The 23,594-nt window shown below is 53.6% G+C and carries 21 protein-coding genes; 7 read left to right on the forward strand and 14 right to left on the reverse strand.

Going from position 1 to position 23,594, the window contains the following annotated elements; genetic code table 11:
- Positions 1–15: 15 nt before the first annotated feature.
- Genes dxs through xseB form a run of 3 tightly spaced genes read right to left on the reverse strand, consistent with a single transcriptional unit; the run spans position 16 to position 3,045 of the window.
- A complete protein-coding gene (gene dxs / locus C2U54_RS09880; protein ID WP_103178466.1) occupies positions 16–1,878 on the reverse strand; it encodes a 1-deoxy-D-xylulose-5-phosphate synthase in 1,863 nt (620 codons plus the stop codon).
- A gap of 24 nt (positions 1,879–1,902) precedes the next feature.
- Positions 1,903–2,802 (reverse strand): (2E,6E)-farnesyl diphosphate synthase, encoded by a 900-nt coding sequence (gene ispA / locus C2U54_RS09885; RefSeq protein WP_103178467.1) that lies wholly within the window; start codon positions 2,800–2,802, stop codon positions 1,903–1,905.
- The gene (gene xseB, locus C2U54_RS09890) at positions 2,803–3,045 is read right to left on the reverse strand and encodes an exodeoxyribonuclease VII small subunit (RefSeq protein ID WP_032616819.1); all 243 of its coding nucleotides are present in this window, start codon (positions 3,043–3,045) and stop codon (positions 2,803–2,805) included.
- A 193-nt stretch (positions 3,046–3,238) separates the two neighbouring features.
- Between xseB and thiI the strand changes: the two genes are divergently transcribed.
- Positions 3,239–4,687, forward strand: a complete 1,449-nt coding sequence (gene thiI, locus C2U54_RS09895) for a tRNA uracil 4-sulfurtransferase ThiI (RefSeq protein ID WP_103178468.1) — start codon at positions 3,239–3,241, stop codon at positions 4,685–4,687.
- 83 nt (positions 4,688–4,770) lie between these two features.
- On the opposite strand, the gene yajL is transcribed toward thiI, so the two are convergent.
- Both yajL and panE read right to left on the reverse strand, forming a co-directional pair.
- Positions 4,771–5,364, reverse strand: coding sequence for a protein deglycase YajL (gene yajL, locus C2U54_RS09900; RefSeq protein ID WP_103178469.1), 594 nt, complete (start codon positions 5,362–5,364; stop codon positions 4,771–4,773).
- Positions 5,327–6,238: a 2-dehydropantoate 2-reductase gene (gene panE / locus C2U54_RS09905; RefSeq protein WP_103178470.1), complete on the reverse strand. Its 912-nt coding sequence runs from the start codon at positions 6,236–6,238 to the stop codon at positions 5,327–5,329. The genes yajL and panE overlap by 38 nt, the downstream gene beginning before the upstream one ends.
- Positions 6,239–6,367: 129 nt before the next feature.
- Here panE and C2U54_RS09910 point away from each other — a divergent pair, with 129 nt between their 5' ends.
- Positions 6,368–6,859 carry a YajQ family cyclic di-GMP-binding protein gene (locus tag C2U54_RS09910; RefSeq protein WP_103178471.1) on the forward strand — a complete coding sequence of 164 codons (492 nt, stop codon included), beginning with the start codon at positions 6,368–6,370 and terminating at the stop codon, positions 6,857–6,859.
- A 29-nt stretch (positions 6,860–6,888) separates the two neighbouring features.
- Here the strand turns inward: C2U54_RS09910 and C2U54_RS09915 are convergent, their stop codons facing one another.
- The 9 genes from C2U54_RS09915 to C2U54_RS09955 all read right to left on the reverse strand — a co-directional run bounded on the left by C2U54_RS09915 (position 6,889) and on the right by C2U54_RS09955 (position 16,411).
- Entirely contained in the window at positions 6,889–8,250 is a 1,362-nt protein-coding gene (locus C2U54_RS09915; protein WP_103178472.1) for an MFS transporter, read from the reverse strand.
- Positions 8,251–8,476: 226 nt separating this feature from the next.
- A complete protein-coding gene (locus C2U54_RS09920) occupies positions 8,477–8,809 on the reverse strand; it encodes a hypothetical protein (RefSeq protein WP_103178473.1) in 333 nt (110 codons plus the stop codon).
- Positions 8,810–9,051: 242 nt separating this feature from the next.
- Positions 9,052–9,939, reverse strand: coding sequence for a heme o synthase (gene cyoE, locus C2U54_RS09925; RefSeq protein ID WP_103178474.1), 888 nt, complete (start codon positions 9,937–9,939; stop codon positions 9,052–9,054).
- A gap of 11 nt (positions 9,940–9,950) precedes the next feature.
- A complete protein-coding gene (locus C2U54_RS09930) occupies positions 9,951–10,277 on the reverse strand; it encodes a cytochrome o ubiquinol oxidase subunit IV (protein WP_103178475.1) in 327 nt (108 codons plus the stop codon).
- Positions 10,277–10,891 carry a cytochrome o ubiquinol oxidase subunit III gene (locus C2U54_RS09935; RefSeq protein WP_103178476.1) on the reverse strand — a complete coding sequence of 205 codons (615 nt, stop codon included), beginning with the start codon at positions 10,889–10,891 and terminating at the stop codon, positions 10,277–10,279. The genes C2U54_RS09930 and C2U54_RS09935 overlap by 1 nt, the downstream gene beginning before the upstream one ends.
- Positions 10,881–12,872: a cytochrome o ubiquinol oxidase subunit I gene (cyoB, locus tag C2U54_RS09940; protein WP_103178477.1), complete on the reverse strand. Its 1,992-nt coding sequence runs from the start codon at positions 12,870–12,872 to the stop codon at positions 10,881–10,883. Before cyoB ends, C2U54_RS09935 begins: the two co-directional genes overlap by 11 nt.
- A gap of 16 nt (positions 12,873–12,888) precedes the next feature.
- Positions 12,889–13,836: a cytochrome o ubiquinol oxidase subunit II gene (gene cyoA, locus C2U54_RS09945; RefSeq protein ID WP_103178478.1), complete on the reverse strand. Its 948-nt coding sequence runs from the start codon at positions 13,834–13,836 to the stop codon at positions 12,889–12,891.
- 477 nt (positions 13,837–14,313) lie between these two features.
- Positions 14,314–15,789, reverse strand: a complete 1,476-nt coding sequence (gene ampG / locus C2U54_RS09950) for a muropeptide MFS transporter AmpG (protein ID WP_103178479.1) — start codon at positions 15,787–15,789, stop codon at positions 14,314–14,316.
- A 43-nt stretch (positions 15,790–15,832) separates the two neighbouring features.
- The gene (locus tag C2U54_RS09955; RefSeq protein WP_103178480.1) at positions 15,833–16,411 is read right to left on the reverse strand and encodes a lipoprotein; all 579 of its coding nucleotides are present in this window, start codon (positions 16,409–16,411) and stop codon (positions 15,833–15,835) included.
- Positions 16,412–16,715: 304 nt separating this feature from the next.
- On the opposite strand from C2U54_RS09955, the gene bolA reads away from it, so the two are divergent.
- The 5 genes from bolA (at position 16,716) to lon (ending at position 23,488) form a co-directional block, all read left to right on the forward strand.
- Positions 16,716–17,033 carry a transcriptional regulator BolA gene (bolA, locus tag C2U54_RS09960; RefSeq protein ID WP_039032378.1) on the forward strand — a complete coding sequence of 106 codons (318 nt, stop codon included), beginning with the start codon at positions 16,716–16,718 and terminating at the stop codon, positions 17,031–17,033.
- A 331-nt stretch (positions 17,034–17,364) separates the two neighbouring features.
- The gene (gene tig, locus C2U54_RS09965; protein ID WP_103178481.1) at positions 17,365–18,663 is read left to right on the forward strand and encodes a trigger factor; all 1,299 of its coding nucleotides are present in this window, start codon (positions 17,365–17,367) and stop codon (positions 18,661–18,663) included.
- 260 nt (positions 18,664–18,923) lie between these two features.
- Positions 18,924–19,547, forward strand: coding sequence for an ATP-dependent Clp endopeptidase proteolytic subunit ClpP (gene clpP / locus C2U54_RS09970; protein ID WP_032616835.1), 624 nt, complete (start codon positions 18,924–18,926; stop codon positions 19,545–19,547).
- Between the two features lie 127 nt (positions 19,548–19,674).
- Positions 19,675–20,949 carry an ATP-dependent protease ATP-binding subunit ClpX gene (gene clpX / locus C2U54_RS09975; protein ID WP_103178482.1) on the forward strand — a complete coding sequence of 425 codons (1,275 nt, stop codon included), beginning with the start codon at positions 19,675–19,677 and terminating at the stop codon, positions 20,947–20,949.
- Positions 20,950–21,133: 184 nt separating this feature from the next.
- Complete coding sequence (gene lon / locus C2U54_RS09980) at positions 21,134–23,488, forward strand: endopeptidase La (RefSeq protein WP_103178483.1); 2,355 nt, start codon at positions 21,134–21,136, stop codon at positions 23,486–23,488.
- Positions 23,489–23,594 lie beyond the last annotated feature (106 nt).

Here is a 23,594-nt window from a genome sequence, read left to right on the forward strand (position 1 = left end):
CGGAAAGGGGAGGGATTACGCCAGCCAGGCGGCGATGCGCGCTTCGATACCTGCGGCATCCAGGCCGATGTCGGCGCGCGCTTCGTCCTGGGTACCCTGCGGAATAAAGTGATCCGGCAGGCCGAGGTTCAGAACAGGCACAACTTTACGCTTCGCCATCAGCACTTCGTTCACGCCGCTGCCCGCGCCGCCCATAATCGCATTCTCTTCGAGCGTGATCAGCGCTTCGTGCTCAGATGCCATCTCCAGGATCAGCGCCTCATCGAGCGGCTTCACAAAGCGCATATCCACCAGCGTCGCGTTAAGAGATTCCGCCACTTTTGCCGCTTCCGGCATCAGCGTACCGAAATTGAGGATCGCCAGCTTTTCACCGCGACGCTTAACCACGCCTTTACCAATCGGCAGTTTTGCCAGCGGCTCAAGGGTAACGCCAACCGCGTTACCGCGCGGATAACGCACGGCCGTTGGGCCATCCTGATAGTGATAGCCGGTGAACAGCATCTGACGACATTCGTTCTCGTCGCTCGGGGTCATCACTACCATATCCGGGATACAGCGCAAGAAGGAGAGATCGAACGCCCCCTGGTGCGTCTGGCCGTCGGCACCGACAATACCCGCGCGGTCAATGGCAAACAGCACCGGGAGTTTCTGGATCGCGACGTCGTGGATCACCTGATCGTAGGCGCGCTGCAGGAAGGTAGAGTAGATCGCCACCACCGGTTTGTAGCCGCCAATCGCCAGGCCCGCGGCAAAGGTCACCGCATGCTGCTCAGCGATGGCGACATCAAAATACTGGGTCGGGTATTTGCGGGAGAACTCGACCATCCCGGAGCCTTCGCGCATCGCCGGGGTCACGGCCATCAGCTTGCCGTCTTTGGCGGCGGTTTCACACAGCCAGTCACCGAAGATTTTTGAGTAGCTCGGCATGCCGCCGCTGCTTTTTGGCAGGCAGCCGCTGGTCGGATCGAATTTAGGTACCGCGTGGAAGGTGATGGGATCTTTTTCCGCCGGTTCATAGCCACGACCTTTTTTGGTCATGATATGCAGGAATTGCGGGCCTTTCAGGTCACGCATATTTTTCAGGGTGCTGACCAGGCCCAGAACGTCGTGACCATCCACCGGGCCGATGTAGTTAAAGCCCAGCTCTTCAAACAGCGTGCCGGGAACCACCATCCCTTTGATGTGCTCTTCGGTGCGACGCAGCAGCTCTTTAATGGGCGGCACGCCGGAGAGCACTTTTTTGCCGCCTTCACGCAGGGTGGAGTAGAGCTTGCCGGAGAGTAGATTCGCCAGGTGGTTGTTCAGCGCCCCGACGTTTTCAGAAATCGACATCTCGTTGTCGTTGAGGACAACCAGCATGTCTGGCTTGATATCACCCGCGTGATTCATCGCTTCAAAGGCCATCCCGGCGGTGATCGCGCCATCGCCAATGACGCAGACGGTGCGGCGCTGTTTGTTCTCTTTAGCCGCCGCGACCGCTACCCCGATCCCGGCAGAAATAGAGGTGGAAGAGTGACCGACGCTCAACACGTCGTACTCGCTTTCGCCCCGCCACGGGAACGGATGCAGGCCGCCTTTCTGGCGAATGGTGTCAATTTTATCGCGACGGCCGGTGAGAATTTTGTGCGGATAAGCCTGATGACCCACGTCCCAGATCAGCTGATCGAAGGGCGTGTTATAGACATAATGCAGCGCCACGGTGAGCTCCACCGTGCCAAGCCCGGAGGCGAAATGGCCGCTGGAGCGGCTTACGCTGTCGAGCAGATAGCGACGCAGCTCGTCGCACAGCTTCGGCAGGCTCTCTTTCGGCAACAGACGTAACTCCTGGGTGGAGTCAACCAACGCCAGTGTCGGGTATTTGGCAATATCAAAACTCATCAGAGACTCATCGTGGTGTTTTCGTTATTTATCACGCTGGATTATATAGTCCGCTAGCGCTTCCAGTGCCGAGGTGTCCAGTGACTGCGCAGCCAGTTGATTCAGCGACTGGCGGGCGTCATCAATCAGGTCCCGGGCTTTTTGTCGGGCTTGCTCAAGGCCCAGAAGGGCGGGATAGGTACTTTTGCCAAGCTGCTGATCGGCACCCTGACGTTTACCCAATGTTGCAGTATCGCCCACGACATCCAGAATGTCATCCTGAACCTGGAACGCTAAACCGATACTTTCTGCGTAGCGATCCAGAATCGGTAAGGCTTCGCGTCCTCGCTCACCCGCGCTCAGCGCCCCCAGACGAACGGCGGCGCGAATCAGTGCCCCGGTCTTGTGACGATGAATGCGCTCCAGCTGTTCCAGATTAACCTGACGGCCTTCCGCCTCCAGATCCAGCGCCTGGCCGCCGCACATGCCGGCAACCCCGCTGGCCCTCGCCAGCTCCGAAACCATCGCCAGACGGTCGCGATCCGCCACTTCCACCATCGGTGCATCGCTCAGGATCGAAAACGCCAGCGTTTGCAGGGCATCGCCTGCCAGAATGGCATTCGCTTCGCCAAACTTAATATGGCAGGTCGGTTGGCCGCGGCGCAGATCGTCGTCGTCCATTGCAGGGAGATCGTCATGGATCAGCGAATAGGCATGAACACATTCGACCGCAGCGGCCGGGGCATCCAGCGTATCCAGGCTGATACCGAACATTCTGCCAGTGGCATAGACCAGAAAAGGACGCAGGCGCTTACCGCCTAACAGTGCGCCATAATGCATGGCCTCAACCAGTGGAGTGTTCTGAAAAGGCTGTGGTTCTATAAAGCGGCGCAGTGCGTCGTTAGCACGCTCGACACACGCCTGAAGCTGGTTCGAAAAATCCATCTACTCGGCATCCGGGGTGAAGGGGGTGGTGGCTGCGTCTTCGTTATCGGAGAGCAGGATCTGCACGCGCTGTTCCGCCTGTTGCAGCTTTACCTGGCCCTGGCGCGCCAGCTGCACACCGCGTTCGAATTCATTAAGCGCCTCTTCTAACGGCAGATCGCCGCTTTCCAGACGGGTAACGATTTGCTCCAGTTCACTCAGCGCAGTTTCGAAACTGGCAGGTGCATCGTTTTTCTTCGGCATAGTGAATGTCTGACTCTCAGTTTTTTATCCCTGATATGGTATCGGACTCAGGGTAATTATCAAATAACGCGCAATGTGCACAGGAGGCGCCTGATGGTGGTATACTTGCGCGCCTGGAAGCAGCCTTCGGTTATAGGGGCTGCTGTACTTTTCCATTACAAGCTTAAATGCTTGCCAAAGAAACATTGCCGCCATGAAGTTTATCATTAAATTGTTCCCGGAAATCACCATCAAAAGCCAATCTGTGCGTTTGCGCTTTATTAAAATTTTAACCGGGAACATTCGTAACGTTCTGAAGCACTACGACGAAACCCTTGCCGTCGTGCGTCACTGGGATCATGTTGAAGTCCGCGCTAAAGATGAAAATAAGCGCCTGGACATTCGTGATGCCTTAACCCGCATCCCGGGGATCCACCATATTCTGGAAGTGGAAGATGTTCCGTTCACTTCCCTGCACGACATCTTCGAAAAAGCGCTGGCGCAGTATCGCGATCAGATCGAAGGCAAAACTTTCTGCGTGCGCGCCAAGCGTCGCGGTAAACATGAGTTTAGCTCGATTGAAGTAGAACGTTACGTGGGCGGCGGTCTGAATCAGCACGTTGAATCTGCGCGCGTGCGCCTGACCAACCCGGAAGTGACCGTGCATCTGGAAATCGAAAACGACCGTCTGCTGCTGATTAAAGGCCGCTATGAAGGGATTGGCGGTTTCCCTATTGGTACTCAGGAAGATGTGCTGTCGCTGATCTCCGGCGGTTTCGACTCCGGTGTCTCCAGCTATATGCTGATGCGTCGCGGCTGCCGCGTACACTACTGCTTCTTTAACCTTGGCGGCGCTGCCCATGAAATTGGCGTGCGTCAGGTTGCGCACTATCTCTGGAACCGCTTCGGCAGCTCCCACCGCGTCCGTTTTGTTGCCATTAACTTTGAACCTGTGGTGGGTGAAATCCTCGAAAAAGTGGACGACGGCCAGATGGGCGTGGTGCTGAAGCGTATGATGGTACGTGCGGCCTCAAAAGTCGCTGAACGCTATGGCGTACAGGCGCTGGTGACCGGCGAAGCGCTGGGCCAGGTCTCCAGCCAGACTCTGACCAACCTGCGTCTTATCGACAATGTCTCCGACACGCTGATCCTGCGTCCGCTGATCTCTCACGACAAAGAGCACATCATCGATCTGGCGCGTGAGATCGGCACCGAAGACTTTGCCCGCACCATGCCAGAATACTGCGGCGTGATCTCAAAGAGCCCGACGGTCAAAGCGGTGAAGGCGAAGATCGAAGCGGAAGAGGAGAACTTCGATTTCTCCATTCTTGATAAAGTGGTGGAAGAAGCCTCTAACATCGATATCCGCGAAATCGCCCAGCAGACCGAGCAGGACGTCGTCGAAGTGGAGACCGTTAACGGTTTCGGCCCGGATGACGTACTGCTGGATATCCGCTCCGTTGATGAGCAGGATGCGAAGCCGTTTGAGCCGGAGGGAGTAGAAGTGGCCTCACTGCCGTTCTACAAGCTGAGCACCAAATTTGGCGATCTCGATAAGAGCAAAACCTATCTGCTGTGGTGCGAGCGCGGGGTGATGAGCCGTCTGCAGGCGCTCTATCTGCGCGAGCAGGGCTTTACCAATGTGAAGGTGTATCGCCCGTAGTGGTTGTGCCGGGTGGCGGCTACGCCTTACCCGGCCTGGTCGTGCTTTGTAGGCCCGGCAAGCGTAGCGCCGCCGGGCAATTTCTACGCTTCGTAATAATTATAAATTCCCGCCGCCATCACCAGCGATGAGGCCACTTCATACGCTTTTTCGCGCCCAACCAGCAGCTCAATAATCTTCAACGCAAAATCAATCGAGGTTCCTGGCCCCTGGCTGGTGAGCAGGTTGACGCGCGGATCCCAGACCATACGCTTATCCACCCATTGCTCTTCGGGGATCTTATCCTTCAGCGTCGGGAAACCGGTCATGTTGCCGATCGGGAAGATATTGTGCGGAACCAGCACCGTGGCCGCCGCCGCGCAAATAGCCGCGACGATCCGCCCGGAATGGTGGAACTGCCTGACCGTCTCGACCAGCAGCGGGCTGTCGCGGAAGCACTCGGCGCCTTTCAGGCCACCCGGCAGGACGATAACGTCGTAATCACCGTCGGCGACTTCCACCAGCGGTGCATCTGCCACGATTTTCACCCCACGGGAGCAGGTGATGACCAGGTTGCCATCGCTGGCGACACTTGCCGTTGTGACGCTAATCCCGGCGCGAACCAGCAGATCGATGGTGGTGACCGCTTCGGTCTCTTCGCTACCAGGGGCGAGGCATACCAGTGCCGACGCGCTCATACTCACTCTCCTTACGTTTAACCTGTTCATACAGCCGGACATTTTCTGGCACGCTGATACCGTGTGCCCGGGCGCGTTTTAGCAGGTAACCGGTAATATAGTCAATTTCAGTATGGCGCAGAGCGCGGATATCCTGCAGCATCGAGGAGATATTCTGCGCCGTACTCTCAATGACCTCTTCGACGTAATAGCGAATATCATCCACTGAGGTGTGAATGCCTTCCCGCTCCACCACGGCAGCCACCTCAGCGCACAGGGTTGCCACCTCCTCAGGGTGATGTTTAAGCTCGCCGTTCGGGCAATCCAGCAGGGCAGTCAGCGGATTGATCACGCAGTTTACCGCCAGCTTGTGCCACATCTGTGGACGAATGTTATCGTGCCAGGCGACATCCGGCAGCACCTGCTGAAAGCGATCCGCCAGATAGCTGTAGTCACCCTCCTGGTCACGTGCAGGGCCGATATGGGTCATGCCGCTGGCGACATGAACAATTACATTGCCATCCCGGCGGGCGGCATGGGTGGTGATTGCCATCAGCAGTGGCTGGTGAACGTGTCTGAGCTCTTCAATGGTGCCCATGCCGTTGTGTAGCAACATGATTGGGGAGGCGCGGGGGAGGGGGGTTGCCAGCGCCCGGACGGCATCGGAAACCTGCCAGGCTTTCAGGGTGACCAGTAGCAGATCGCTTTGCGCCAGAAAGTCAGGGTCGTTAGCGATCAGCGATTCGTTAAAGATACTTCCGTCTTCTTCAATTACGTTTACACTGCAATAGGGCTGTGGCACGCGCAGCCAGCCCTGTACTTCATGCCCATGTTTGCAAAGTGCGGTGAGCCAAAGTTGTCCCAATGCTCCGCATCCGAGCACGGTAATTTTCATCGTTCCTCCTCACCTGCAACTGCACCAGGTGTTTCAACATTTAGTATAGCGTCGACAACTAAGCTTCTGTTGAGTTATGCCCCGTAGCGGGTATTATGCAACGCAACAAAAGTGAAGGGAGAAGAAAAGATGCCATCTTTCGATATTGTTTCCGAAGTTGATATCCAGGAAGTACGTAACGGCGTAGACAACGCCAGCCGCGAGGTTGAGTCTCGCTTCGATTTTCGTGGCGTTGAGGCTTCATTTGAGCTGAATGACGCGAATAAGACAATTAAGGTGTTGAGCGAGTCTGACTTTCAGGTGAATCAGCTGCTCGATATTCTGCGCGCAAAACTGCTGAAGCGCGGCATCGAGGGGACATCCCTGGATGTGCCAGAAGATTTTGTTCACAGCGGTAAAACCTGGTTTGTTGAGGCCAAACTGAAGCAGGGCATTGAGAGCGCGGTTCAGAAGAAGATCGTTAAGCTCATCAAAGATAGCAAGCTGAAGGTACAGGCGCAGATTCAGGGCGAAGAGATTCGTGTAACCGGGAAATCCCGCGACGATCTGCAGAGCGTGATGGCGCTGGTACGCGGCGGCGATCTCGGCCAGCCGTTCCAGTTCAAGAACTTCCGCGATTAAGAAAATGCCCGGCTAAGCCGGGCATTTTTTCAGGCTTTCAGGGCCTGTTCAACTTCAAAGCGGTTTGTCACTTTACTGTCGATTTTGACATACAAACTGCGCTCCTCAGGTACCAGTAATACCTCACTGACTCCCTCTTTGGCTTCAAGGCGCTGTTTTAAGGCATCGCTGATATTCACATCAGACGGAATTTCCACCCGCAGGCTACTGACATACTTCGGTTCTTTCATGGTGCTGGCGACCAGTAGCCAGAGGGTTGCCAGCAGCGCACCCGCGAGGAAAACGGTTTGCGAATCAAACAGGCCATCAACCCAGCCGCCCAATGACCCGCCGATTGCCACGCCGATAAACTGGCTGGTGGAGTAGATCCCCATTGCCGTGCCTTTATAGCCTGCCGGCGACTCTTTACTGATCAAGGACGGCAGCAGGGCTTCCATCAGGTTGAACGCAAGGAAGAACAGCTGCACCCCGGCAACCAGCTCCCAGAAGTGCGGGCCTGAGCCCCACAACACAATTTCCGCAATCAACAACAGAGCGACGCAGGTGATGAAGACGCGCTTCATCCGGCGCTTCACTTCGGCATAAATAATAAATGGCACCACGGAGACAAACGAGATGAGCATGGTCACCAGGTAGATTTTCCAGTGCTCGGCCGCAGGAAAACCCGCTGCGGCAAGCTGGCCGGGCAGGGCGACGAAGGTAGACATCAACAAAATGTGCAGGCACATAATGCCAAAGTTGAGCTTCAGCAGGCGCGGCTCAACCAGTACTTTGCTGAAGCAGCCTTTCACCATTCCAGACTCGCGGTTCAGCACATGATTTTTGCTGTCCGGCACTACCCATATCGTCAGGGCGATACCCAGCGTCGCCAGCACGGCAATCATCCAGAACAAGGCGTGTAACCCAAGTGCATGCGTGATAATCGGACCCAGTACCATGGCGATGGCGAAGGTCACGCCGAAGCTGACGCCAATAAAGGCCATCGCTTTGGTGCGGTTCTGTTCACGGGTCAGATCGGAAAGCAGCGCCATCACGGCGGCGGCAATGGCACCGGAGCCCTGCAACGCGCGACCGAGAATAATGCCCCAGATAGAGTGGGAGAGGGCGGCAATCACGCTACCGGCGACAAACACCAGCAGCCCGCCGACGATTAACGGTTTACGGCCGACGCGATCGGAAAGCAGGCCAAAGGGGATCTGAAATATGGCCTGCGCCAGGCCATAAATGCCGATGGCAAGGCCAATCAGCGCCTCACTTGCGCCCTGTAACGCCATACCGTATGTCGTCAGGACCGGCAGGACCATGAACATGCCGAGCATGCGCAGTGAAAAAACTGTCCCCAACCCCCAGGTCGCGCGTAGCTCGCCTGGCGTCATTTTATAATCGTTCATTACCACCTCTGTCTAAAAAGCGCGTCCAGTGTAGTGCGAGCGAGCGTGCGGGTAAACAGAGCGATGGTGAGCAAATATAAATTACATGAATGATCTGTGCTATTAAGTAGAAAACAGGGTAAACGAAAGGGGAGGGGATAGGGTGTTTGCTGGATTCGGCGACTTACGTTAATTAATGATGAACCAGAAACAGGTTGAATAACCTGTTTCTGCAGCGTTACCTATTTTACGCGTTGGCTTTTGCGAGGAAATTATTCCAGTCGCTGGCCGCGTTATTAACGAAGGTTGACCAGCTATTTCCTGCTGTTGAGACAAAACCGTTCCAGTTATTTGAACCGGTATCAACAAAAGTTTGCCAGTTAGAATTTCCCAGCACGAATGAGCCAAAAGCGATAGCGCTGTCTACCACGAAGTCAGCAAAGGCGGCACCTGCGGTGCTAACGAAAGAGCCAAAGCCGACCCCGGAGTTACAGACAAACTGGGTGAAGCCGGTCGCAGCACCGAACAGATTAAAACCACCTGAGACATAGTGCATTTCATTTAGTGATAATTCTTTCACTTTTATTTCCTTATTAAATGAAAAAGAAGGTGAGCTAAATACTCACGGCGAGAGAGTACCACCAGATAATAACAATGCGACAGACAAAATGTAGCGAAAGGAGTTATATGTTCTTTTTTTAGCTTAATTAATATATTAAGGTGATCTGTCGTGCTGAAATAATTAATTTTTGATATGACATTAAAAAAAACAGCCCGCGACCATTACGGTGGCGGGCTGTTGAGTGACGCTGTCAGGCAAGCTTACCAGACGTAAGTCAGCAGGCTATGTGAGTCCGGGACCATAAAATCTACAGACATCATGACGCTCAGCGCGGTAATAGCGATGATCGAGAAGCCGAACAGCTTACGCGCCCAGACTTTATCATCTTCAACTTTATATCCGCGCAGCGCCATGCCGAGCCACCAGACGCTGACCGCTGCAGCCACCACCAGATATTTATATCCGGCGTAACCGCCCAGTGAAAGCATCAGCGTAGCCACCGCAAAAGCGATGATGTAGAGGGTGATATGGTTCTTGGCGACAGAGATGCCTTTCACCACCGGCAGGACCGGGATGTTCGCTGCCTGATAATCCTTAAAGCGGAAAATCGCAATGGCGTAGGAGTGCGGCATCTGCCACAGGCTAAAGATAGCCAGCAGGATGAGCGCACCGCTGTCGAACTCGTTGGTGACTGCGCAGTAGCCAATCACCGGCGGCGCAGCGCCGGAGAGAGAACCAATCAACGTACCGTAGACGGAGTGACGCTTCATATACAGGCTGTAGACGCCCACATAAACCACGAAACCCATTACCCCCAGCCAGCAGGCCAGAGGGTTGGCACCGAACCACAGCAGCATAAAGCCAGCAATACCCAGCAAGGTGGCGTACACCAGCGAGACGGCAGGAGACATCAGGCCTTTTACCAGCACCCGATTTTTCGTCCTTTCCATCTTCCTGTCGATATCCATGTCGATGTAGTTGTTAAATACACAACCGGACGCAACCACCAGTGACACCCCAATCAGCGTGGAGATAAAGAGGGCGTAATCGATGCTGCCTTTAGAAGCCAGCAGGAACCCTCCGATCACCGAGATCAGGTTGCCAAAGATGATGCCTGGTTTTGTTACTTGCAGGTATTGCTTAAACATACTCGCCGCTCTTAGTGAACCATCATGTTGTAGTTGAGGTTCCACATAATCCAGATGGATCCGACTACCAGGATTGCGATGATAATCACGGTAAAGATGAATGCTGTCATATTCCAGCCTTCATCAGACTTGGTGTTCATGTGCAGGAAGCAAACCAGATGCACCAGAATCTGCACTACCGCGGTAACCAGGATGGTACCCAGAATTGCCGCGTGAGAAGCAGTACCGCTCATCACCATCCAGAACGGAATGACCGTCAGGATGATCGACAGGATAAACCCTGTCATGTAGGTCTTTACGCTGCCGTGGGAAGCGCCATGATCGTTAGAATGACTCATTACATCGCCCCCATCAGATAGACTACAGAGAACACACAGATCCAAACCACATCCAGGAAGTGCCAGAACAGGCTCAGGCACATAATACGGGTGCGGTTAGTGCTGGTCAGGCCGCGACGGGAAATCTGGAACATCAGCACTGCCATCCAGATCAGACCGGAAGTCACGTGCAGACCGTGGGTACCGACCAGCGCGAAGAACGCTGACAGGAAGCCACTGCGATCCGGGCCGAAGCCTTCCATGATCAGGTGATGGAATTCATAGATTTCCATCCCGATAAATCCAGCACCAAACAACCAGGTCAACGCCAGCCAGGAGACAACCTGGCTCTTGTTGTTTTTGTACATGGCGATAGCCGCCATGCCGTAGGTGATGGAGCTGAACAGCAGCAGGGCAGTTTCAACCAGAACGAACGGCAGCTCAAAAATGTCCTTACCGGTCGGGCCGCCCGCTGTGCCGTTCACCAGAACGGCATAGGTCGCGAACAGACAGCAGAACAGAATGCAGTCGCTCATCAGGTAGATCCAGAAGCCGAAAACTTTCGTCGGCCCTGTATCGTGGTGCGCGTGGTCATGCGCGTGGGCAGTTGAGTGCGTCAAAGTATCAGTTGCCATTTTTCAGCCCCGCTTTAGAAATCTCATCGAAATGCTGGTTTTCCAGTTTTTCGACTTCACGGACTGGTACGTAGTAGTCCACGTCCTCGTCAAAGCTCTTCACAATCCAGCTAATTACGACGCCGGCAAAGCCAACAATCGCCAACCACCAGATGTGCCAGATCATTGCGAAACCAAATACCATAGTGAATGCGGCGATGACAATGCCCGCACCGCTGTTTTTCGGCATGTGGATCTCTTCGTAATGCGTAGGTTGCTTGTACGCTTCGCCTTTTTCTTTCATTTCCCAGAATGCGTCACGCTCATGAATGTGCGGCACAACGGCAAAGTTATAGAACGGCGGTGGAGAAGAGGTCGCCCACTCCAGCGTACGGCCACCCCATGGGTCACCGGTCAGGTCGCGGTTCAGGTTACGGTCACGGATAGAGACGTAGTACTGAATCAGCTGACATGCGATACCGCAGGCAATCAGCGCCGCGCCGCCCGCTGCAATCAGCAGCATTGGGTGGAACTGCGGATCGATCTGCTGGCTCAGACGACGGGTCATACCCATGAAGCCCAGCACGTACAGCGGCATAAATGCCACGAAGAAGCCGATAATCCAGAACCAGAACGCGCGTTTACCCCAGGTTTCGTTCAGCGTGAAGCCGAACGCTTTTGGCCACCAGTAGGTTACGCCAGCGAAGCAACCGAAGACGACGCCGCCGATGATAACGTTGTGGAAGTGCGCGATCAGGAACAGGCTGTTGTGCAGAACGAAGTCAGCACCTGGAACAGCCAGCAGTACACCGGTCATCCCACCGACGGAGAAGGTCACGATGAAGCCGATGGTCCACAGCATTGCTGAGTGGAACTGGATACGGCCCTGGTACATGGTGAACAGCCAGTTGAAGATCTTAACCCCGGTAGGGATTGCGATAATCATGGTCGTAATACCGAAGAAGGCGTTTACGTTCGCGCCCGCACCCATGGTGAAGAAGTGGTGCAGCCAGACGATGAACGACAGAACGGTAATACATACGGTTGCCCACACGAGCGAGGTGTAACCAAACAGACGTTTACGCGAGAAGGTCGCCGCGATTTCGGAGAAGACACCGAACACCGGCAGAACCAGGATGTACACTTCCGGGTGACCCCAGGCCCAAATCAGGTTGATGTACATCATCATGTTGCCACCCATATCGTTGGTAAAGAAATGGGTACCCAGATAGCGATCCAGGGTCAGCAGCGCGATGGTGACGGTCAGAATTGGGAAAGAGGCGATAATCAGGACGTTGGCGCACAGAGATGCCCAGGTAAATACCGGCATCTTGAACATCGTCATGCCTGGGGCACGCATCTTCAGGATGGTCACGAAGAAGTTAATACCGGTCAGGGTAGTACCGATACCGGAGAGCTGCAGCGCCCAAATCCAGTAGTCAACACCTACGCCAGGACTGTATTCAATTCCCGATAGCGGCGGATAGGCCAGCCAACCGGTCTGCGCGAACTCACCGACGCCCAGAGAGAGGTTAACCAGAATCACACCGACAACCGTGAACCAGAAGCTCAGGTTGTTCAGGAACGGGAACGCAACGTCGCGCGCACCGATCTGCAGCGGCACAACTACGTTCATCAGACCGATAACCAGCGGCATCGCCACGAAGAAGATCATGATAACGCCGTGGGCGGTAAAGATCTGATCGTAGTGGTGCGGTGGCAGGAAGCCTGCTTCACCCGCCGAGGCGAGCGCCTGCTGGCTACGCATCATGATCGCATCCGCAAAGCCACGAATTAACATGACGATACCGACGATGCAGTACATGATGCCGAGTTTTTTGTGGTCAACCGAAGTCAGCCACTCATTCCACAGGTAGCTCCACTTACCGAAGTAAGTGATCAGGCCAACTAAGGCCGCGCCACCAATGATAATTGCAGCAATCGTAACCATGATAATGGGTTCATGGTACGGCACTGCATCCAGTGTCAATTTTCCGAACATTTTCTTCCTCGGCCCCTTAGTGAGCGGTTTCCGCGTGGCTCATGTCCATGCCTTCCATACCTTCGTGCGAGGTGTGCTCGCCTTCAGGCTGGGTCACGTCCATGCTCTTGCCATGTCCCATAAATTTGCCAATGACATCTTTGAACAAATTCGGTTTCACGTTAGAGAAGTACTCCACTTTGTTGTATTCGCTAGGCGTTGCCACTTTTTCGAACGCAGCCATGTCAGACATGGTGTTCGGGGACTGTTTCGCTTTAGCGACCCACTGGTCGAAAGCGGCACGGTCAGGTGTGGCAATGGCTTTGAACTTCATACCAGAGAAGCCCGGACCACTGTAGCTGGCGGAGATACCGTCATAGGTGCCTGCTTCGTTGGCAATCAGGTGCAGGTTAGTCTGCATACCGGCCATCGCGTAAATCTGGCTGCCCAGACGCGGAATAAAGAAGGAGTTCATCACGGAGTTAGAGGTCACTTTGAACTCTACCGGAGTGTTCGCCGGGAAGGCGATTTCATTCACGGTAGCAATGCCCTGTTCCGGGTAGATGAAGAACCATTTCCAGTCCATGGAGACCACTTCAATGGTGATAGGTTTCTCATCGTGAACCAGCGGTTTGCTCGGCTCGAGCGAGTGAGTGGTTTTCCAGGTCAGCACGGCAAGGAACAGGATGATCAGGATAGGCACCGTCCAGACCACAGCTTCCACTTTATTGGAGTGTGACCAGTTAGGGCTATACTTCGCATCTTTGTTGCTCGCACGATACTTCCAGGCAAAACCAATAGCCATCAAAATGGCAGGAATAACGACGATCATCATCAGGCCGAAAGCCGTCAGAATCAGGGAACGTTGTTCCAGTCCAATCTGTCCTTTGGGGTCCAGAAGCGCAGAATCACAGCCACTGAGTAATACAGTGCCTGCAATTAACGACAACCAGCCCAAACCTTTATTGTATTTCCTAAGTGTCATTTAACGACCTCAATTCCACGGGGACCTTGGTGGCGTTTAAAGTGTGGGGGCATTTTACGGGAAGGTTACATTACTGTAAACATGATTAGGACTGTGTCAGTAACGTGTTACCGGGTTCTGCCAGATAAGTCACACATGTTGCAAAGTATAGCCAATCCTGGACAGGAGTCCCGCCATTCGCGGCTTATAACGAATCCAGTCCTGTCGGGAGGGGAAAGGGGGTAATTGGTATAACCATTGCGGAAAAGACACAAATAATTAACAAATAATTTTCAATAAAAAGACAATTAAAAAACGGAAAATTAATCTTTCGGTTGCTGAATCGGTTAAAGGAAAATAGGGTTTATTACCGCTTCCAATAATTTCCGGAATTCTAAGAAGCACGAAACAACAAATATTATTTTGACCGGGACAGATTTATTCGCCGTTATAATTTCACAAGGTGATTACAACGGCAAATAACCGTTTTTTATCATTTTACGCCGTTTGGGTTTTACGCATGGCCAGATAATCGAGAAGCGCACCGGTTACGATCCCGACCATCGCCAGTAGCGCACCCACATCAAGCAGCAGCAGGGTAAACGGCAGATCGAGCGTGGTTGTGGCATTCACGATCGCCGCGACAAGCCACAGCGCCAGCATCAGAGATCCCGCAAGTAAGATTCTTAAGGCGAAGCGATAGGCGTACGAGTAGAGCGTTCTTTCCATAAAGTGTTCGGTTTGCTGGGTATATTCCAGCGAACGGCGGCATAGTAATAACAGGAGCAGCCCAGGAATGGCTGCAAACACAGAGAACAGATAGAACTCCGCCCAGCCGTGCGTTTCAACAAACCAGCCCGCGATAGGGCCAACATAGACCCGACCCACCGCAGAGAGGGCCGAGAGCAGGGCGAACTGCGTGGCGGAGAACGATTTATTGCACAAGGTCATCAGCAGCGCGACAAACGCGGCTGTCCCCATCCCACCACACAGATTCTCGAAGAACACCGCCGTCGCCATGCTGAGCATATGCTTATCGGTGATGGAGAGCAGCCAGTACCCGGCGTTTGAAACCCCCTGCAGAATGCCGAAAATCAGCAGGGCACGGAACAGGCTTAAGCGCTGCATCAGCACGCCGCCGTAGAGCGCGCCGATAATGGTGGCAATCAGCCCCAGCGTTTTGTTAACGACCCCCACTTCACCAGCATCGAAGCCCACACCACGTATCAGGAAGGTGGTGGTCAGGCTCATCGCAAACGCATCGCCAAGTTTGTACAACACAATCAACAGCAGAATGAGCCAGGCGTTGTTACGGCCAAAAAAGTCGCGCAACGGTTCAGCCACAGCCTGCTCAAGGGAGCGGGGGACCGGAATCACATCGCTCGGTTCCGGAGCAAGAATTGTGGCGATCATGCAGGGAATAAGCAGGATGGCCATCAGCCAGTACATTCCCTGCCAGCCGAGGTATCTGTCCGCCAGCCACAGGGCCAGCCCGCCTGAGACCAGCATGCCCAGACGGTAACCCAGCACGCTGATGGCGGCCCCGGCGCCGCGCTCTTCGGCTGAAAGCACGTCCGTTTTCCAGGCATCAAAAACGATATCCTGCGACGCAGAGCAAAACGCGATCACCACTGCCAGCGCAGCCATCCAGCGCAGCTGTGACGCAGGCTCAAGAAAGCCCATGGCGGCAATCGCCAGCAGCAGCATCGCCTGGGTCATCAGCAACCAGCCACGACGTCTGCCGAGGAAAGGCGGCGTGTAGCGGTCCATCATGGGTGACCATAAAAACTTAAAGACATAGGCCTGACCGACCAGCGAGAAGAAGCCGATGGTTTTAAGATCGATATTTTCGACGGTCATCCACGCCTGTAGCGTGCCGGATGTCAGGGCAAGGGGTAAACCGGAGGCAAAACCGAGGATCAGCAAGATAGCTGATTTAGGCTGCTGGAAAATGCGTAAGTAGTGACTGGACATGAGGTAAAACTGACCCGACCGGAGGCCGGGTCAGCAGGCAGACTTAACGTGCGTTCTGCTTGATGAATTCGTGAATGCTGGTGTCCTGCGCCATATCGGCGATGGTGTCGGTCAGCACGCTGTTAACCGCGTTAGCAATATTCTGGTTAGAGGCCTGGAACGCACCTTCAACAGAGTAGCTTGCACGGTAGTTTTTGTTCATCTTGTTGCCGTTCTTCGCGGTAGCGATGATGGCGATATCGGCTTTGGTGGCGATGTTATAGCGCACGTTGCCCTGAGAGACGTCGGCGTACAGGTTGTTCACGATGATCTGCAGATCCACCGCACCGCTTGGGCCGACCATATAACCGCGAGCGGTCATCTGCTTCTCAAGCACTTCCTGCAGCAGGAAACGCAGATCGCGGGAGGCGGTCAGGGTTACGACCTGGTTGTCACGGGTAACTTTCGCCAGCGCCTGGTCGCGACGCTGGTCTGCGCCGTTAATGCTTACGGTCACGCCCATCAGGCTTGGATCCTGTTGTGGCAGGGTGATCTTTGGCGAAACATCAATGGTGGTTGGCGGGGTCGCGCAGCCAGCCAGCATAAACAGGGCGACTAAAGGGAAAAAGAGTTTTTTTAACATGTTCAGGCTCTCAACGAATCGTAAGCATATAGAGATAAAAATTGCCGCCATCATAACATCGCCAACGGCAAGGGGAAGTGGTCAACGCATGTAAATTCATCGCCTTGTCTGAAAACTAACCACCTGAAACGCTTTTCCGTTATTCGAACGACAAAACGACGCTTCCCTTATAGGACTTCATACGGTTGAATGAGAAAATCAGACGAAAGCTAAATTTTTGTTGTCTTGTTGTTATGCAAGCGGTAAAAGCGGCTAACATTTAAAGGGATGGGTGACATCTCAGCGTTGTCGGAGGAGTAATTTCATGATGATACGTGAACAGATTGAAGATAAGTTAAGGGCGGCGTTTGAACCTGTGTTCCTTGAAGTCGTCGACGAAAGCTATCGTCATAACGTACCGGCAGGCTCTGAGAGCCACTTTAAGGTGGTGCTGGTCAGTGACCGTTTCGCTGGCGAGCGTTTTCTCAACCGTCACCGTATGATCTACGGAACCTTGACGGAAGAGCTCTCGACCACGGTCCATGCGCTGGCGCTCCACACTTATACAATCAAAGAGTGGAAAGGGTTACAGGATACGATTTTCGCATCGCCACCGTGCCGGGGAGCCGGGACGATCGCCTAATAAATCCTGTTTGCAACAGCAGGAGCTTTTCCAGTATGTTGCATAAAGATTACGTCAAAGCGGCCTGCGGGCCGTTTTGTTTTGTCCGGGTTTTGAGCCGGTGGCGCGATTTTAAGGCTAAAAATAGCCTTAATTTGTGAAAAAAGCCGCAGCAACATACGCCAACCGTTCTCGACTCACTAAAGTGATGCCGCTATAATGCCGCGTCTTAATGAATGTCTTCGGGATGATTCTGGCGACAGGGAATGTGAATCTGCTACAAGAGAGCATCCCGGTATTGCGAGGCAAATTCAGAGTTGACCGAGCACTGTGATTTTTTTGAGGTAACAAGATGCAAGTTTCAGTTGAAACCACTCAAGGCCTTGGCCGCCGTGTAACGATTACAATCGCTGCTGACAGCATCGAAAACGCTGTAAAAAGCGAGCTGGTCAACGTAGCGAAGAAAGTCCGTATTGACGGCTTCCGTAAGGGCAAAGTACCGATGAATGTCGTTGCTCAGCGTTATGGCGCTTCTGTTCGCCAGGACGTGCTGGGTGACCTGATGAGCCGCAACTTTGTTGACGCGATCATCAAAGAAAAAATCAACCCAGCCGGTTCCCCGACCTATGTTCCGGGTGAATACAAACTGGGCGAAGACTTCACCTACGCAGTAGAGTTCGAAGTCTATCCTGAAGTTGAGCTGAAAGGCCTGGAAACGATTGAAGTTGAAAAACCTGTCGTTGAAGTGACTGAAGCTGACGTTGACGGCATGCTGGACACCCTGCGTAAGCAGCAGGCGACCTGGAAAGACAAAGACGGCGCTGCTGATGCAGAAGACCGTGTCACCATCGACTTCACCGGCTCTGTAGACGGCGAAGAGTTCGAAGGCGGTAAAGCGTCTGACTTCGTACTGGCGATGGGCCAGGGTCGTATGATCCCAGGCTTCGAAGACGGTATCAAAGGCCACAGCGCTGGCGAAGAGTTCACCATCGACGTGACCTTCCCGGAAGAGTACCACGCTGAAAACCTGAAAGGTAAAGCGGCTAAGTTCGCCATTACCCTGAAGAAAGTCGAAGACCGCGAGCTGCCAGAACTGACTGAAGATTTCATCAAACGTTTCGGCGTTGAAGATGGTTCTGTTGAAGGTCTGCGTGCAGAAGTGCGTAAAAACATGGAGCGCGAGCTGAAAGGCGCCGTGCGTAACCGCGTGAAGTCTCAGGCTATCGAAGGTCTGGTTAAAGCTAACGAGATCGAGATCCCGTCTGCCCTGATCGACAGCGAAATCGACGTTCTGCGCCGTCAGGCTGCACAGCGTTTCGGTGGCAACGAGAAGCAAGCGCTGGAGCTGCCACGCGAGCTGTTCGAAGAGCAGGCTAAACGCCGCGTTGTCGTTGGTCTGCTGCTGGGCGAAGTGATTCGTACCCACGAGCTGAAAGCTGACGAAGAGCGTGTTAAAGGTCTGATCGAAGAGATGGCTTCTGCCTACGAAGATCCGTCAGAAGTTGTTGCTTTCTACGGCAGCAACAAAGAGCTGATGGAAAACATGCGCAATGTCGCCCTGGAAGAGCAGGCTGTTGAAGCGGTTCTGGCCAAAGCGAAAGTGTCCGAAAAAGCCACTTCTTTCAACGAACTGATGAACCAGCAGGCATAATTCTGCCCGCTTTGTTTAAAGTTTGAGCAAAAAACCCGTTGCCTTTCGGCGGCGGGTTTTTTTTATCACAGTTATAAATCACGAAGCGTGATAAAACGCCTTTTCAGTGTTAGCGTTACAACAAAAGATTGTTATGCTTGAAATAGGGCTGAGCCATCCCCATTAGTGGGGAAGCAGTATTAAAGAGACTGGCTGATAATCCGTCCGCAAGGTTACAATCAGTACAGCAGGTATTTTCATTTTTTATCCAGGAGACGGAAATGTCATACAGTGGCGAACGAGATAACTTTGCACCCCATATGGCGCTGGTGCCAATGGTTATTGAACAGACCTCTCGCGGTGAACGTTCTTTTGATATCTACTCCCGTCTGCTTAAAGAGCGCGTTATCTTCATGACCGGCCAGGTGGAAGACCACATGGCGAACCTGATCGTGGCGCAGATGCTGTTTCTGGAAGCGGAAAACCCGGAAAAAGACATTTACCTGTACATTAACTCCCCGGGTGGCGTTATCACCGCCGGGATGTCCATTTACGATACCATGCAGTTCATCAAGCCTGATGTGAGCACCATTTGTATGGGCCAGGCGGCATCGATGGGCGCATTCCTGCTGACCGCAGGGGCGAAAGGCAAGCGCTTCTGCCTGCCGAATTCGCGCGTTATGATCCACCAGCCGCTGGGCGGATACCAGGGCCAGGCGACAGACATTGAGATTCACGCCCGTGAAATTCTGAAAGTTAAAGGGCGTATGAATGAACTTATGGCTCACCACACGGGTCAATCACTTGAGCAGATCGAGCGTGATACCGAGCGCGATCGCTTCCTGTCCGCACCAGAGGCAGTTGAGTACGGCTTAGTCGACTCCATTTTGACCCATCGTAATTGATGCCCACGACGCGGGTGTGCCGCTATACTATGGTAGGGCGGCACTTTGCTTACGAGCAGCTTGCGTCTGAGAATGGCATTTGCGTCGTCATGTGCGGCACAAAGAACTTAAAAAGAGGTTTTGACTCATGACAGATAAACGCAAAGATGGATCGGGCAAACTGCTTTACTGCTCTTTTTGCGGCAAAAGCCAGCATGAAGTGCGCAAACTGATTGCCGGGCCATCCGTGTATATCTGCGACGAATGTGTCGACTTATGTAACGACATCATCCGCGAAGAGATTAAAGAAGTCGCACCACACCGCGAGCGCAGCGCGTTACCGACCCCGCATGAGATTCGTCATCATCTTGACGACTATGTCATCGGCCAGGAACAGGCGAAAAAAGTGCTGGCAGTGGCGGTGTACAACCACTACAAACGTCTGCGTAACGGGGATAACAGCAACGGCGTTGAGCTGGGCAAAAGTAACATTTTGCTGATCGGCCCAACCGGTTCCGGTAAAACCCTGCTGGCAGAAACGCTGGCACGTCTGCTGGATGTTCCATTCACCATGGCCGATGCCACCACCCTGACCGAAGCCGGTTATGTGGGTGAAGATGTGGAAAACATCATTCAGAAACTGCTGCAGAAATGTGATTACGATGTGCAGAAAGCACAGCGCGGTATCGTTTATATCGATGAGATCGATAAAATCTCGCGTAAATCCGATAACCCATCGATCACCCGTGACGTTTCCGGTGAAGGTGTGCAGCAGGCATTGCTGAAACTGATCGAAGGGACGGTTGCCGCGGTTCCACCGCAGGGCGGTCGTAAGCATCCTCAGCAGGAGTTCCTGCAGGTTGATACCTCCAAGATCCTCTTTATCTGTGGCGGTGCGTTTGCCGGTCTGGATAAAGTCATCGCTAACCGTGTTGAAACCGGCTCGGGTATTGGCTTTGGCGCCACCGTAAAAGCGAAGTCTGAAAAAGCGAAAGAGGGCGAACTGCTGATGCAGGTTGAGCCAGAAGATCTGATCAAGTTTGGTCTGATCCCTGAGTTCATCGGTCGTCTGCCGGTTGTCGCCACGCTGACAGAACTGAGCGAAGATGCGCTTATTCAAATTCTGAAAGAGCCGAAAAATGCCCTGACCAAGCAGTATCAGGCGTTGTTCAATCTGGAAGGTGTTGAGCTGGAATTCCGCGACGAAGCGCTTGATGCGATTGCTAAAAAAGCGATGGCACGTAAAACCGGTGCCCGTGGCCTGCGTTCCATCGTTGAAGCAGCCCTGCTTGATACCATGTACGACCTGCCTTCCCTGGAAGAGGTCGAGAAAGTGGTCATCGACGAGTCCGTGATTGCCGGTCAAAGCAAGCCGCTGCTGATTTACGGTACGCCGGAAGCGCAGCAGGCATCTGGCGAATAATTCACCAGAGCATACAAGCAGTTAATCAAAAAGGGGGGATTTAATCCCCCCTTTTATTTTTCCGTAAACATGACGTTGAATGTGTGGGAAACATCCCCATATACTGGATTACATGTTAATGGTTATGTGAAGCACAGTCTCATGACCAGCTTACCTGGCGGACACTAAACTAAGAGAGAGCTCTATGAATCCTGAGCGTTCTGAACGCATTGAAATCCCCGTATTGCCGTTGCGCGATGTGGTGGTTTATCCGCACATGGTCATACCCTTATTTGTAGGGCGGGAAAAATCTATCCGTTGCCTTGAAGCCGCCATGGATCATGATAAAAAAATCATGCTGGTTGCGCAGAAAGAAGCATCAACGGATGAGCCGGGTGTAAACGATCTTTTCACCGTCGGGACCGTGGCCTCTATTTTACAAATGCTGAAGCTGCCTGACGGCACCGTAAAGGTGCTGGTTGAGGGGCTACAGCGTGCGCGTATTACCACGCTATCTGACGATGGCGAACACTTTGCGGCAAAAGCGGAATACCTCGACTCGCCTCAGCTGGACGAGCGTGAGCAGGAGGTGCTGGTTCGCACCGCGATCAGTCAGTTTGAAGGCTACATCAAGCTGAACAAAAAAATCCCACCAGAAGTGCTGACGTCGCTCAACAGTATCGACGATCCTGCACGTCTGGCAGACACTATCGCTGCACACATGCCGCTGAAGCTGGCGGACAAACAGTCCGTGCTGGAGATGTCCGACGTTAACGAGCGTCTGGAATATCTGATGGCGATGATGGAGTCTGAAATCGATCTGCTGCAGGTTGAGAAACGCATTCGCAACCGCGTGAAGAAGCAGATGGAGAAATCTCAGCGCGAGTACTATCTGAACGAGCAGATGAAGGCTATTCAGAAAGAGCTCGGCGAGATGGATGACGCGCCGGATGAAAACGAAGCGCTGAAGCGTAAGATCGACGCGGCGAAAATGCCGAAAGAGGCCAAAGAGAAAGCGGAAGCAGAACTGCAGAAGCTGAAAATGATGTCTCCGATGTCGGCTGAAGCGACCGTTGTACGCGGCTATATCGAGTGGATGGTTCAGGTTCCGTGGAACGCCCGCAGCAAGGTCAAAAAAGACCTGCGCCAGGCCCAGGAGATCCTGGATACCGACCACTACGGTCTTGAGCGTGTCAAAGACCGCATCCTTGAGTACCTTGCGGTTCAGAGCCGTGTGAATAAGCTCAAGGGGCCAATTCTCTGCCTGGTCGGGCCGCCGGGGGTGGGTAAAACCTCTCTGGGGCAGTCCATCGCCAAAGCCACCGGTCGTAAATATATCCGTATGGCGCTGGGCGGGGTGCGTGACGAGGCGGAAATCCGCGGTCACCGCCGGACCTATATCGGCTCAATGCCGGGCAAACTGATCCAGAAGATGGCGAAAGTGGGCGTTAAAAACCCGCTGTTCCTGTTAGATGAGATCGACAAAATGTCGTCCGATATGCGCGGCGATCCGGCGTCTGCCCTGCTTGAAGTGCTGGATCCAGAGCAGAACGTGGCATTTAGCGATCACTACCTGGAAGTGGACTACGATCTGAGCGATGTGATGTTCGTGGCGACCTCTAACTCCATGAACATCCCGGCACCGCTGCTGGATCGTATGGAAGTGATCCGTCTTTCTGGCTACACCGAAGACGAAAAGCTGAACATTGCCCGTCGTCACCTGCTGTCGAAGCAGATTGAACGTAACGCTCTGAAAGAGAGCGAACTGACCGTCGATGATAGCGCGATTATCGGCATCATTCGTTACTACACCCGTGAAGCGGGCGTGCGTAGCCTGGAGCGTGAAATTTCCAAGCTGTGTCGTAAAGCGGTTAAACAGTTGCTGCTCGATAAGTCGTTGAAGCACATTGAAATCACTGGCGACAACCTGCACGAATACCTCGGTGTTCAGCGCTACGACTATGGCCGCGCGGACAGCGAAAACCGCGTCGGACAGGTTACGGGTCTGGCATGGACTGAAGTAGGCGGCGATCTGCTGACCATTGAAACCGCCTGCGTACCGGGTAAAGGTAAGCTGACCTACACCGGATCGCTGGGTGAAGTGATGCAGGAGTCCATTCAGGCTGCGCTGACCGTGGTGCGCGCCCGCGCGGAAAAACTGGGTATTAATCCGGACTTCTACGAAAAACGCGACATTCACGTTCACGTGCCGGAAGGGGCAACGCCGAAAGATGGCCCAAGCGCCGGTATCGCCATGTGTACCGCGCTGGTCTCTTGCCTGACGGGTAACCCGGTTCGTGCCGATGTGGCAATGACCGGCGAAATCACCCTGCGTGGCCAGGTATTGCCGATTGGCGGTTTGAAAGAGAAACTGCTGGCGGCACACCGCGGTGGCATTAAAACGGTTCTCATTCCGTACGAGAATAAGCGCGATCTGGAAGAGATTCCGGATAACGTGATCGCCGATCTGGATATCCATCCGGTGAAACGTATTGAGGAAGTTCTGACACTTGCGCTGCAGAATGAGCCTTCAGGAATGCAGGTTGTGACCGCAAAATAGTGACCTCGCGCAAAGAGCGTCAATAAAAAAAAGGTTGGTAAGCTATTTCGGGCTTGCCAGCCTTTTTTTGTATAGCTAATTTAGATTGCTGATTGGGCCAGCCATC

Source organism: Leclercia sp. LSNIH1 (assembly GCF_002902985.1).
Classification (GTDB): Bacteria; Pseudomonadota; Gammaproteobacteria; order Enterobacterales; family Enterobacteriaceae; genus Enterobacter.